The sequence below is a fragment of the Paenibacillus sp. sgz302114 genome, from assembly GCF_056120345.1.
The window spans coordinates 816374-829255 of the sequence record NZ_JBVYOI010000001.1 but is presented as its reverse complement, the minus strand read 5'-3'; the positions used below and the strand labels follow the sequence as shown (position 1 = coordinate 829255).

At 49.9% G+C, this 12882-nt stretch carries 16 protein-coding genes; 6 read left to right on the top strand and 10 right to left on the bottom strand.

Going from position 1 to position 12882, the window contains the following annotated elements; translation table 11 throughout:
* The first annotated feature begins 45 nt into the window (after positions 1-45).
* The 4 genes from AC0LWF_RS03815 to ytxJ all read left to right on the top strand — a co-directional run bounded on the left by AC0LWF_RS03815 (position 46) and on the right by ytxJ (position 3299).
* Positions 46-480, top strand: a complete 435-nt coding sequence (locus AC0LWF_RS03815) for a hypothetical protein (protein ID WP_474650208.1) — start codon at positions 46-48, stop codon at positions 478-480.
* Positions 481-482: 2 nt separating this feature from the next.
* The gene (locus tag AC0LWF_RS03810; protein ID WP_474650207.1) at positions 483-761 is read left to right on the top strand and encodes a YxcD family protein; all 279 of its coding nucleotides are present in this window, start codon (positions 483-485) and stop codon (positions 759-761) included.
* Between the two features lie 152 nt (positions 762-913).
* Complete coding sequence (locus AC0LWF_RS03805) at positions 914-2848, top strand: glycosyl hydrolase family 18 protein (protein WP_474650206.1); 1935 nt, start codon at positions 914-916, stop codon at positions 2846-2848.
* Between the two features lie 106 nt (positions 2849-2954).
* Complete coding sequence (gene ytxJ, locus AC0LWF_RS03800; protein WP_474650205.1) at positions 2955-3299, top strand: bacillithiol system redox-active protein YtxJ; 345 nt, start codon at positions 2955-2957, stop codon at positions 3297-3299.
* A gap of 77 nt (positions 3300-3376) precedes the next feature.
* Here ytxJ and speD read toward each other — a convergent pair whose 3' ends face one another.
* A complete protein-coding gene (gene speD / locus AC0LWF_RS03795) occupies positions 3377-4189 on the bottom strand; it encodes an adenosylmethionine decarboxylase (protein ID WP_474650204.1) in 813 nt (270 codons plus the stop codon).
* A 215-nt stretch (positions 4190-4404) separates the two neighbouring features.
* Between speD and AC0LWF_RS03790 the strand changes: the two genes are divergently transcribed.
* Both AC0LWF_RS03790 and AC0LWF_RS03785 read left to right on the top strand, forming a co-directional pair.
* On the top strand, positions 4405-4776 hold the full coding sequence (locus AC0LWF_RS03790) for a DUF3992 domain-containing protein (protein WP_474650203.1): 372 nt from the start codon (positions 4405-4407) through the stop codon (positions 4774-4776).
* A 26-nt stretch (positions 4777-4802) separates the two neighbouring features.
* Positions 4803-5144: a DUF3992 domain-containing protein gene (locus tag AC0LWF_RS03785; RefSeq protein ID WP_474650202.1), complete on the top strand. Its 342-nt coding sequence runs from the start codon at positions 4803-4805 to the stop codon at positions 5142-5144.
* Between the two features lie 18 nt (positions 5145-5162).
* Here the strand turns inward: AC0LWF_RS03785 and AC0LWF_RS03780 are convergent, their stop codons facing one another.
* From AC0LWF_RS03780 to AC0LWF_RS03740, 9 genes are all read right to left on the bottom strand, one after another.
* Entirely contained in the window at positions 5163-5486 is a 324-nt protein-coding gene (locus AC0LWF_RS03780; protein WP_474650201.1) for an S-Ena type endospore appendage, read from the bottom strand.
* Between the two features lie 410 nt (positions 5487-5896).
* Positions 5897-6919: a BclA C-terminal domain-containing protein gene (locus tag AC0LWF_RS03775; RefSeq protein ID WP_474650200.1), complete on the bottom strand. Its 1023-nt coding sequence runs from the start codon at positions 6917-6919 to the stop codon at positions 5897-5899.
* A 177-nt stretch (positions 6920-7096) separates the two neighbouring features.
* On the bottom strand, positions 7097-7489 hold the full coding sequence (locus AC0LWF_RS03770; protein WP_474650199.1) for a DUF350 domain-containing protein: 393 nt from the start codon (positions 7487-7489) through the stop codon (positions 7097-7099).
* A complete protein-coding gene (locus tag AC0LWF_RS03765) occupies positions 7489-8139 on the bottom strand; it encodes a signal peptide protein (RefSeq protein WP_474650198.1) in 651 nt (216 codons plus the stop codon). The genes AC0LWF_RS03770 and AC0LWF_RS03765 overlap by 1 nt, the downstream gene beginning before the upstream one ends.
* Positions 8136-9341, bottom strand: coding sequence for a glutathionylspermidine synthase family protein (locus AC0LWF_RS03760; protein ID WP_474650197.1), 1206 nt, complete (start codon positions 9339-9341; stop codon positions 8136-8138). Before AC0LWF_RS03760 ends, AC0LWF_RS03765 begins: the two co-directional genes overlap by 4 nt.
* A complete protein-coding gene (locus AC0LWF_RS03755) occupies positions 9341-10063 on the bottom strand; it encodes a hypothetical protein (RefSeq protein ID WP_474650196.1) in 723 nt (240 codons plus the stop codon). The genes AC0LWF_RS03760 and AC0LWF_RS03755 overlap by 1 nt, the downstream gene beginning before the upstream one ends.
* A gap of 33 nt (positions 10064-10096) precedes the next feature.
* Positions 10097-10312 (bottom strand): hypothetical protein, encoded by a 216-nt coding sequence (locus AC0LWF_RS03750; RefSeq protein WP_474650195.1) that lies wholly within the window; start codon positions 10310-10312, stop codon positions 10097-10099.
* A 136-nt stretch (positions 10313-10448) separates the two neighbouring features.
* A complete protein-coding gene (gene fliB, locus AC0LWF_RS03745; protein WP_474650194.1) occupies positions 10449-11540 on the bottom strand; it encodes a flagellin lysine-N-methylase in 1092 nt (363 codons plus the stop codon).
* A gap of 163 nt (positions 11541-11703) precedes the next feature.
* Positions 11704-12879, bottom strand: coding sequence for a sugar ABC transporter permease (locus tag AC0LWF_RS03740; protein ID WP_474650193.1), 1176 nt, complete (start codon positions 12877-12879; stop codon positions 11704-11706).
* Between the last annotated feature and the right edge of the window lie 3 nt (positions 12880-12882).

The window sequence follows — 12882 nt, the reverse complement described above, 5'->3', positions numbered from 1 at the left end:
GGTAATATATTCAGCTATCGCAAACTACCAGGAGGAGAACTACAGATGAAAAAAGGGATTTTATTATTGATGGCTTTTGCACTGTTCTTTGCGTTCAGCGTAGGATCGGCAGACGCTAAGCCACGGGGCGGCGGCTTCAAGTCACCAAAGAAGAGCTACACGCAAACCCCATCTAAGCCTGCAGATAATGTGAACAAAAGCACAACAGGCACGACGAAGTCCGGCGCAGCAGCAAATACGACGGCGAAACGCGGTTTCTTCAGCGGCGGCAGCTTTATGAAGGGTCTTATGATCGGCGGATTGGCGGGTATGCTGTTCGGCGGCATGTTTGGAGGAATGGGCTTCCTAGGCGATTTCTTCGGCTTAATCATTAACGTGCTGGCGATCTATATCTTAATCGTCGCGATACGCGGCATATTCCATTACTTCAAGAATCGCCGCAAACCTACGAATCCTGAACAACATAGGAGACCGTACTAAGAATGAGAATCTTTACGGACGAGATCATTAATGCCGTTTGCCTCCATATGGCTGAACGTCGCGGAGTCTCGCCGACAGACGTCGAAGTACAGCTTTCATGGGAAGAGCAATACGGATATACAGCGGAAGTTTGGATACATGGCCGAAGCCAATATTTAATTGAGGCAAACTTGCTCGAAGCGATTGAGCAGTATTTGTGGAAGCAGTATCAAATACGTAAGTTCCGCTCCCAGATCACACTGGATGCAGATGAAGAATTCTGGGCGGATATCGAAGACTAGTCGCACACAATGTTAGGTTGAAGCGGGTACAGAGCGAACTCTGTACCCGCTTTTTCTATGGAAAATATCGGGATTTGTCGAAATCCGCGCAACCTCTCTCTCTCTTCTACGTCTAATAGAATAGATAATAGAGAGGAGTGTTACGTTTTACCATGCTTATTCGAATCAAGAAACCGCTCGTATTCGCGCTGGTCATCGCGCTGCAGGCCGGTCTTGCAACGACAGCTGTTACTGTCGACGCCGCCTCATCAAGCGATCAGACGACGAAGTATCGCGTCTATCACAACGAGATCGCGATCAAAGAGTTTACGACGAGCGCAAGTGCTGTTGCGTATGCCAAGAAATTCACGTATACGCATGTCGAGAAAATTATTGGCCGTGAATGGATCTGGGACAACTTCCCCCATTACAAAGTGTACGAGAACGGCGTTTCCTCACCAGGATGCGAGTTTGCCACTCTTACTGAAGCGAAGCAGTTTGCTAGCAAAGTTCCGTTCGCCCAGATCCGCGATTTGGAGAAGCCTGGCTTCGTACAAAGTGAATACCCTGCCTACCGTTTATACCAAGGGGACAAAACATTAGCAAACTGGTCTTTCGCTACGCTCGCTGAAGCCAAGAAAGCGGCTAAAGCATTCGGCAACATACATATTATCGATTTATCAACCAATCAGTGGGTATGGGACAATATAACCGTTTATCAAGAAAATGTTCAGCGCTCCTCGGCTCCCGTATACAGCATTGAAGCCGAAGACGGCGCTTCGCTCACCGACAAAACATACAGCTTCCTGCTAGATGCGATCCGTGCTTCGCTTGCACTTCCGGGCAGCAACGTCGTTAACACGCAGACGGGACAAATCGTCCAAACGAATAAACCGAGCTTTGATGTGACTCAATCGGGTCGTGTCGTCGGTTCCTATTACAGCATTACGAAAGCAATCGCTGTCGCGAATTCCTTGTCCGGCGCATCAGTCGTTAAGGACGGTCTCACTTGGTGGACGAACATCCCTTACCTGAGTGTCATACAAGGCGACAAGCTGCTCCGATCCTTCCACACGCGTAAAGGAGCCGTACAATTCGCCAGCCAATATGCGAATACGGAAGTAACCACTGCCGATGCCCGCGTCGTCTGGGACAATACGAAGAAGCTGAAGCTTCTTGGCTGGAACGGCACAGCGCGTACAGACAGCATTATGAATCAAATCAGCCAAACGCAAGGGCTCGATTATGATTCTCCTTCTTGGTTCGAGCTTGCTAGCGCAGACGGCACGCTGAGCGATTACTCCGATCCAGCGCTAATGACCTCATTAGCATCGTCCGGCATTAAGGTGACTCCTCTCGTCAGCAACCAATTCGACAGCAAGCTGACCAGCGCATTCTTGCGTAATGAAGCGGCGAAGGCCAATTTCATTAACACGCTCGTTAACAAGCTGAAGTCTCTCCATGTCTCTGGCGTCAACGTTGATTTTGAAATGATGGCCGGCAGTGACCGCACCCTGTATACCGAATTCATTCGTTCTCTTACGAAAGCGGCTCACACGGCAGGACTTACAGTCTCGATCGACCTTCCTCGCGGCGACTTGGCATGGGATGCTAAGACCGCCTACGATCATAATGCACTTGCAGGCATCGTCGATATGATTATGATTATGGCCTATGATCAGCACTGGAAAGGCAGCAGTGAAGCCGGCTCAGTCGCTGAACTGTCTTGGGTTGAGGAAGGCGTGAAACAGTTCCTCGCATATGGCGTTCCGCGCAGCAAGCTGATGCTCGGCGTACCGTTCTACGTGCGTGAATGGAGCATTGACGCGAGCGGCAACCTGGTAGGCAATCGCGCGCTGCTTATGGGAGATCTGCCAAGCCTAATTCAAGAAACAGGCGCTGTTGGCACTTACGATCCGATCTCAGGCCAGCGTAAGTACAAGTACACTGGCGCTGACGGCTACACGCATGTATTCTGGGCAGAGACAGCAGACTCGGTCAAAGTTCGCTTAGCCATCGCTAAGAAATATGATCTGGCAGGTGTCGCTGCATGGCGCCTTGGCTATGAACAGGCGTCCTTGTGGACGATGCTGCTTCAGCAGAAATAAGACTTTCTTGCACCGTGCAAAGTGGATTGGCAGCTCCCCGTTATGATATGATGTTAAGGATGGTTATTCTGTAACTCATTTCATAACAGTTAGGAGACTGCTCACTATGCCAGCATTAAAAGAACTGACATCCGTCGAAGAATGGGACGCAGCTTTGGAAGGCTCTAGCTCGCGCCCGCTCGTTGTGTTCAAGCACAGTACAACTTGCCCGGTAAGTGCGAATGCATTCACCGAGTTCTCGAACTACTTGAACAACAACCCAGAACAAGACGACACTGATTTCGTGCTCGTTAAAGTGATCGAGTCAAGACCGGTTTCTAACCAAATCGCTGAAGATACCTCAGTGAAGCACGAGTCTCCGCAAATTATCCTCATCAAGGATAAGGCCAAATATTGGACAGCTTCTCACTGGTCCATTACAGAAGCGCACATGAGCGCAGTTATGAAGTAATCTGCTTCATAACATAACAAGAAGAGACCGCCAGCATTGGAGTTAACCAAACTCCTTGCTGACGGTCTTTTTGCTTTTTAGGTGAACACCATATTTTTGCCATAGAAGATTTCATCCATCTCCCACTTCACGCTCTTCTCAATCTCCAGCTGCTCCTCCTTACTGAGCGTATCCTTCGTATACCCGAACAAATAATTGTTCAGATCGAATTCGCGGAGCTTGCATTTGGTATGGAAAATATTTTCCTGATATACGTTGACATCAATCATATGGTACAGATCTTGAATCTCATGCGGGATATAGTTCTGGATCGAGCTGATATCGTGATCGATAAACAGCTTGTACCCATTAATATCGCGCGTAAATCCGCGCACTCGGTAATCCATCGTCAAGATATCATTGTCGAACGAGTGAATGAGGTAATTGAGCGCTTTAAGCGGCGAAATCTCCCCGCAAGTGGATACGTCGATATCTGCACGGAAGGTACTGATGCCTTCGTCCGGATGGTATTCCGGGTACGTATGTACCGTAATGTGGCTTGTGTTCAGATGCATGGCAACGGCCTTCGGCAAAGGGCCAGGCGACTCTTCGAACGATTCATCCGGCGCCTGCTCGATCGGCCCTTCCGAGACGAGCATCGTCACGCTTGCGCCTTGCGGTTCGTAATCCTGCTTCGCGATATTGAGCACATGAGCTCCGATAATATCCGCAACAGACTTGAGAATGGCAGTTAGCCGATCCGCGTTGTATTGCTGGTCAATGTACTTGATGTAGGCCTCGCGCTCTTCCTTTGTCTTTGTAAAGCAAATATCGTACATATTGAAACTGAGCGACTTGGTCAAATTGTTAAAGCCATGCAGCGTGATGCGCTGCTCTGTCGTCATAGTCAAGCTAGCTCCCCCTTAATGATAACCGCACGCTTCTTGCGCAGAATTGGTTCAAGAGACTATTCTTAGCATGGTTTGACGAGGCAGCTTCTATCCCCAATAACTAGGAGCGAACGAACTTACTTCGATTATTTCGGTTGCAAAAAGGCAACTGTCCATACGAGCCCTCAACGTCTTGCATTAAATAGTGCAGAACCTAAATAGGAGGTTATCTGACTATGTCCTGTTCCAACAGCGCAAGCGCACTAACCTGCTGTTCCGACAAGAACTATGTTCAAGATAAAGTTTGCTCACCTTGGAGCGGCACAGTCGTTGCAGCTGATGTTACCGTTATCGTCTTCACGAATAATTTGAATCAGAACCTCATAGGAACCGGCTATGTGCAATACGATGTTGGCCCTGCAGCAATAACGCTCAATCTACTTAACAGTGCTGGCGCTCCGATGATTACTCCGATTACCATTGAGCCTGGAACGAGTCTCGCTTTTACTTATCGGCGTTTCGCTTCCATCACATTGACGCTACCCGGTACGGATGCCGGGACCTATCAGGGTGAATTTTGCATTACCGCACGCTACCCGATTACCTAATACGCTCATGAAGGAGGCATCCGTCCATGTGTGATTCAAGTTCTGCGCTTAGCTGCTGTTCAGAGAGCATCGCTGTTCAAGACAAAGTATGTATTAACTGGCAGTTTGCAGCAGCTGGCACTCAAACCATCTACTCCGACAACTTGGCCCAAATTATTAAAGGCACCGGCTATGTCAAAATCGTAACAGGCACTGTGGGGGTGACGATAAACTTCTTGCTGACTGGTGTAGTCACGCCTGTTCAAACGATTATCGTCCCTCCCAATGGAAGCACGACCTTTACCGTGAGCCGCTTCAATACAATTAACCTAGTGGCTACTGACCCGGTTCAAGGAGAGTTTTGCATTACCGTTCGTTATACAATCTAATAAAGAAGGCGTATGTTCTCAAACCGATAGCTTAATGCTTATCGAGATGGCATAACGCCCTTCTACATAGGTGAAATCATCGCCCTGCGACGGGATATTAACCGCGTGGACTCGCTGCCCAATATAGTTGATTGTACTGCCTGGCGGAACAGTCAATTTTTTCTGTTCGCTGCCTTCAATGAGCACTTCGAGCGGCTGTGTGCTGCTAGCGCTGGAGCTAAAGCTAATTTGGACGAGATTGATCATCGCTATTAAGTCATTTTCCCAAATTTGAAAATCAGGCTGGATTCCTTGGATCAAAATTGAACCGCAGCACTCCTTGTCGATGATAATGTTGTTCACCGGCTTTACCGGATCCGGATCAATAGGCACGATTGGTGGTAGGGGTGGTGACGGGCAATAGGAGATGGAACGCATCTCCTTTACGGGCACGCAGTGATGAGGATTTTTTGGGGGACAGGGGAAAACAGGGCGAAGTCGCCGTTTCCTCGGATGAAGTTGGCATGGCTTCTTTGGCTTGACGCATTTTGGTTTCTTTGGTTTGGCACATGTCGGTTCTTTGGTTTTTGGGGGATATGAAGGATCAGGAAGTTTGATGAACAGATTCATGGATTAGTATGGCGATGGCATCGTGTAGAATTCCCCCCTCTTGTCGCGGCAGCCTTGTAATGATGGTCAGTATATTAAATGCCTCAGCCTCCAGCATGGTCAGTTGAAAAAAAGATTTTGTAGGCAAATGGGCACAACTTCACTCAAGTGATCTCATGCATGGACCAAACCACTCCATTCGTTGCGCCGGTTCCGATGTTAATGGCTACCGTCAGCCCGTTCGCGTTATAGAACAACCCAACGACATCACCGGCATTCAACGTGACTTCGCCTGCCAACGTGACGACACCGCTCCCGAGAACCGCTCGAAGAGTAAGCAAGAGTACGATGTTCACATTCAGAATTGGAAAAAGACCGCTCACCAAGGTCGTAGCCGTGGGTGATGTCCGCTGCACAGCAAACGCTGGATTGACACCTGCGCCAAGGCTTACAGAGAGCGCAGCTGTAGTCGCGTAGTTAATCGTGGCGAGAATCGTGTACCTGCCTGTCGCGGGCACGGTGAAGTTGCCAGTCGTTGCATTGAAGTTCGCGTGCCCGTAGTATGGGCTAGCAACGGACCAGTTCGTCAGCTGTGTGCTTGCTGAGATAGATAGCGTCGACAAGAAAGCAGAGAACCCCGTCGCCGCAAAATTCGGCCCAGTCGCGCCAGTTTCACCTGTCGATCCGGTTGGTCCGGTTGGTCCGGTCGGACCTGTTGTACCCGTTGCTCCTGTTGCTCCTGTTGCACCCGTTGCACCTGTTGCTCCAGTCGGACCCGTTGCACCGGTCGGTCCAGTTACACCTGTATTTCCTGTCGCTCCCGTGGCACCGGTCGGTCCAGTCACTCCTGTAGCTCCTGTAGCTCCTGTAGCTCCTGTCGCACCTGTCATACCTGTCACACCTGTTGCACCTGTTGCTCCGGTCGGTCCAGTCGCTCCCGTAGCGCCCGTCCCCCCTGTAGCTCCTGTCGCACCTGTAGCTCCTGTCGCACCTGTAGATCCTGTCGGTCCCGTTGCTCCTGTCGCACCAGTCCCACCAGTCTCCCCTGTAGCCCCTGTCGCACCAGTCACGCCTCTGCAACCATCACAGCTTAACGAACCTGTCCAGGAGCATTTGAAATTATAATTGCGATGGTGAAATGAAGCATCCAGAAACACTTCATTTTTCATCGAGCCGTTGTCGCCCATGCCGCTCACCTCCCGTTACCCAAGCAGCCATCCCTTACATGTCATCTCCTACTAGTAAATGGCATTCCACGATGTGCGCTTGTACGGAAGCCTCTCTTTCACCAAAAATACACAACGACAAACCGCCGGCTCCACGAAGGAACCGGCGGCTATGTACCACTCTACGCCAAGATCGAACTAAATAATTAGGCTGCTCACAGCAAAGCTCGTGCCAAGGAACACGCAGAACAAGAGTGTCCCAACCGCTACGTTGCCTTTTTGCAAATGCTCGGCAATGTTTAAGTTCGGCGTTACCAGCTCGAATATCCAGTAGGCTGCGACAAGGCAAACATATCCAACCCCGAACCACATGATCACATGCCAGATCGACGTGTTCGTGTAGGCAGCGACACCAAGAATGATCGCTGTTGCCAAGAACTTGCCGCCAAGCGCAAGACCGACGGCCACATTGCCCTTGCGCAGCTCGTCCATATCCTTAAACGGCGTCATCCAGCTGAAGATCAGCATGCCCGCCAGCTGAAGCCCTATAATTGCAATTACGCTTACGACAAGATTAATAACGACGGTCATTACGCCCACCCCCTGAATTTGGCATATGCAAGATCATAATTGAGGTAGTCGTGAACTTCTTCAACGTTGATCATCACATTCTTCAAGCTCTTCAGCTTCTCATATCGTTTATCATCAATCGGCTGCTTGAGCTGATTGCCCGAAGGCAGCGTAATGACGGCAAAATCCCTCGTTTTTCCTTGATAGGACGTCTTATATACGCCTACAAGCGGTACTTCAGTCTGCAAAGACAGCTTCAGCTTCGCGAGATCCTCCTTCGCGCTAGCTTCGCTCTTGAACGACTTGATCGGATTCCACGCCGACAGCTTAATCGAATTGCTTCCGCTCGCGCCTGAGGACATTTCAGCGGTCATATACTGCAGTGTCCAAATATCATCGCCCGTCCCATAGTTGCTATCGTTCGCCATCAATGTATTATCCGGCAGAATAACCATATCGCTGCCTACCAAATCGCCAACCTTGCCCTGCACGATGCGATAATCCCATGGAATAGCGCCAGTTGCAGCCGAATCCTCTGTAGCCATATCATCAGCGCTAACGTTGAATACAGACTGCTGATCCGATGCACATGCGTCAAGCAGCAGCCCTGCAAGCAGCACGAGCAGCGTCAGCCCATATAGCCGTAGCCCAAACCTTCGAGCCTTCTTCATTCTTCCCTCACCCCTATTGCCACAAAATGACTCGTATTACCCGTTATCGGACCGCCTGCACGGCCAAGCACACCGCAAGGAACTCCGTTGATCACAAACATGCCAGTAAGCAGATGCAGCTCGCCGACTGCCGTCTCGATGCGTGCAAGCTCCGCCCGCTTCTGATACATCAGTGGGAACAGCTCGCTCGTATCGTAACCGTCCACATCTGCAAGCTCCAGCTCGCCTGTTTGATTAAACAGACGGACAGAACCGCCCTCGCGTCCGAACATGGACTTCGAGACGAAGCTGCCTTCGAAGACCGGATTGTTATAAGCAGGCAGCATATATCGGCTAATAGCCTGTCGCTCCTTATGGTCGAACAGAAGCCCTAATTCGTACAAACCCCAAACAGTGGCAAGCAGCCCTTTTGATTGCAGCAATATGCTATGAATGCCGTTATATAAAGTCACTTTGCCGCTCTCTATCGCGTACGCGAGCGCTTCTCCGCCATCGTCCACAGCCATCCATTCCTTCGGGTACAATGCGAACAGGCTGCGAATCGCCCGACCTTCGCCATCCTTCAGCACACCTTCGTCTACCCATAGCTCAAGACAATCCACGCAGCGCATCGACAAGCCGCTATGCTTCACAAGTGCCTCGATGGTGCCTGAATCCTCCATATGCTCTCCGTACCCTACACATGCTGCCGCTTCAGGGCGTTCGAAGCCCCATGCCTCAGCCACTCGCTGCGCCATTCCGACATTCGGTGAGGCGATGCCCGCTTCGTCACAGAGCCAAGGCGTCGCAATTGAAGCTTCGACATAACCAGTCGGTGTGTCGGCGTTCAGTTCGAGCAGTTTAATGGCTCCCTCATTCGAGATGGCAAAATCAAACCGAGCATACCGGCTAATGAACCCTTCTTGCGGCATCGGAAGAAGATCCAGCGCATCCCATAACACCTCGGGAATGCCGAGCAGCTCATAAAATTCCGGCTTGCCATGAATATAGCGAGCGGTCTTATCCAGAATCAGCCACAGCTTCGCAGATGCTGTCTCCAATTCTTCAAACAACGGACGCGGCATCGTGACGATCTGATCAATCCAGTACGGCTCCTCCGCCAGGTCCGCCCAACTGAACCCTAGCTCACGCAGCTGTGCGACGCGAGACGCGCGGTCCGGATGCGGCACACCAACAATTTCAAACCGATTCGCAGCCGTCATCAACCACCGAATCCTCCAAAAATAGAATGCGAAGAACTTTTTGAAGAACTGCTGCTGCCGGATGAGCTCATCGAACTGGACTTGCCGCCGATCCCGCCTGGCGAAGACGAGGTTGACTTCGACCGGCGCGTAACCGAACCGCTCTTGTTCGATGTGACCGGACGCACACTGGAACCGGAAACCGGTTTATTTTGAAAGCTGTCGCTCGAATAAGAGGTCTTCGGCTTGTAAGGCTGGTGCGTACCCGATGTATAGGTGGTATGAGTCGTATAATAACGCGACGTCGAATACGACGAACCTTGGTTGAACAGCAAATGATATAACATAAGATCGTCCCAGCCGAAGCTCGAGTGTGAACCGTTGTTAATAATAATCGTATCCCCGGAGCTCGAAGCACCTCCGCCTCCGTCGCTCACAACTCCGCCACTGCCGCCGCTTCCTGTTGCAGTATCGGCACCCTGCTCCTCGGCGTTCTCATCCTCAAGCATAGGCAAATTCCAATCCACTGCCGGGTCAAAATATTGCTTCACGGCTTCATTTGAGAATTCCACCAGCTTCGGCTGCTCTGCCGCCGTAGTCCCCTCTGCATAGGCCATCGCACCGAATGCTGCATTTGCGATTAGTGCAAGACCAAGCGATGTCGATAAGATCCGGAGCGGCTTGCCATCTCTCGTAAACAGCTTAGACCGCAGCGACTCGGCCTGACCTTCATCCCATTTCAATACTACCCCTCCTCATGTTGCAATCCATAGCCTCTATTCATTACGTACAGCAACGACTAAAATTTCAAGTTTTCCAACATCCAAGTTCAATCGGCCTTCAATCGTCTTATATTCCTGATTGCCGATCGTTATGAAATTGATATGCTCAAGAGATGTAATCATCGCTGTCGACCAAATCCGCTCATCAATATGCCGCAACTGCCCGTCCGTCTCTTTCTCAACTACAATGACAGCTATGCCATTATCCAAGATCAACTACACCCTCTCAACCCGAATTCGTTCCACGTTTTACAGTAACTGAGAGCCGAAGAAATTGTCAATGCTGCAAGCCCCATGAAAAAAACGCCAGCCCCTTCTATTCAAGGAGCTGGCGATGCAAATTCAATTAGGCGCGGGCGCCTTCATTCTTAATTAATCGAATAAAGTCAGCAAGCGAGAAGTAACCGTTCTCCTTGAAGAAGCTTGTAATCATCGCAGTACCCGGGTGGTGCTCGAACCGTTTCATGAACGGCTGGATCGTCTCGACGACAAGCTCTTTCGTCAGCCCTTTGTGAGCGCCAGCATTGCCAATGAGATGATATTTCAGCATCGCGTAAAGGACGGTCATCAAGAAGAACGATTCGATTGACTTAGAGAAATCGACTGTGCGATAAGCATAATTGACAAGGAAGTTCTCAAGGATATGCGCATTAGACTCCATGAATGGCTTGTAGTGCACCGCATAGGCTTCTGCGTAGTTGCTGCTGGAGCCGCCTAAATATCCGTCTACCGAAGCGATCAACGCTTTATATCGCGCAGCTTCCTTCTGTTCGTCCTTCAGGATGTGAAGAATGTCACGGACAATTTGGAACTGGCTTGCCGGTTCCCCGCTCACATCACGCAGCACATCACGGAAATCGCCATGCAAGAACTCATCCTCGAGTCCTTTATATTTCACAAGATCATTGAAATACATCGCAAGAATGACCATCCGGTCATCGAGTGAATATCGACGGTCCTGCAAGATGCCTAGAACGAGGTCTCGTACGATGTTCATATAGGGATCCGGTTTGAATCGTTTATCAATGGGAAGCGCAATCTCTTCTTCGGTATAGTTCACATCGATACCATTCGGGTTAAAGAGCACTAGCCGTGCAATTTCCGGACAAGCGAGCGTTGCGGAAGCTTCTTTTACACCTTCAACCACATTGACTGATCTTGGAAACTTGTCACAGGTATGCGACAGAAACGATTCGCCAAGTGTAGCTTGAATCCGGCAAAGCTTCTCTTCCGTTAGGAAGTGGCAGTTCGCTTCAATGGTCTTGAATGATTTCCCATTCACGCCTGACATAATATCTATTTGCTGCTTCGGTACGCGCTTATATTTTTTTAATGTCTGCTCATCGATTGCAATACTCCACCCCGAGCAGCAGGTATCCTCGCAGGCTGAACCAATACACGTAAATTTCTCGTAATAATCCGGTACTAACGTCCTCATTGCTCTTATTTAATCCTCCTATAGGTTCGGACAATAGCATCCTGTTATATGTTATTGCTCATTCTTACTATATCGGCATGAGGAGGATTCGATTTTACGGTCAAAAAAAGCCAGGAACGTGAGGTTCCTGGCAGTTTGAAGCAACTATTGAACAAGTGAAGAATTAACCTCTCTTTTTGCGCGTCATGACGTCGAAAATAACCGCGGCAGCAAGCACCGCGCCACGAATCATGTACTGATAAGAGATGCCAACGCCGAGCAGGTTCATACCGCTGGAGAGCGAGGCCATAACGATCGCACCGATGATCGAGCCTGTTACTTTACCAACGCCGCCTGCCGCGGATACACCGCCGACATAAGCTGCTGCAATCGCATCAAGCTCGAACAGCGTACCTGCTGTTGTAGTCGCAGATTGCAAACGCGCCGTAAACAGAATACCGGAAAGCGCAGACAGCATACCCATCGAACCGAATACGATGTACGTAATTTTCTTAACGCTGATACCGCTCAGGTGAGCCGCTTCCGGGTTGCTGCCAACCGCATAGATATGACGCCCAAGCACTGTCTTCGTGGATAGAATCTGATAAACAACAACGACGAGCACCATAATAACGACTGTCCAGGAGAAGCCGTTGTAGCCTGCGATAATCCATGTGATATAAGCGATAATAGCGGAAACAAATACAAGCTTAACAGCAAAAATATTGTTCGATGTGACTTCGAAATTGTACTGCTGCTTCTTTTTCCGATTCGAAATTTCTACGAAAATGTAAAGCAGAATAGCCGCAGCGCCAAGGATCAAGGAGAGCACGTTCAGTCCGGCCACTTTGCCGAGCGATGGGATAAAGCCGTTCCCGATCGCGTTGAAGTGATCGTCTTTAATAATGATCGTACCTGTTTTCTCTGTCACCATAAGCAGCGCGCCTCTGAAGATCAACATCCCTGCGAGCGATGCAACGAAGGATGGAATACCGATCTGGGCGACCAGGAAGCCGTTTAACAAGCCTACAATAATGCCAAATACGAGAATGATCGGAATCGTAATGTAGAACGGTACACCCAGCTGCGTCAAGAAGATCGCAGCGATTGCGCCCAGAAAGCCCGCCATGAACCCGACCGATAAATCTATGTGACGAATGACAATGACGAGCGTCATGCCGACTGCAAGCACCGCGATATAGCCGGTCGCATCGAGCAGGTTACTGATGTTCCGTGATGACATGAACAAGCCGTCCGTCATAATGGAGAACGTCAGCATAATGACGAACAATGCGATATACATGCCGTATTCGCGAATATTTACTTTGATCAACGATTTTCCTTCGTTAAAGAAATTCACAGT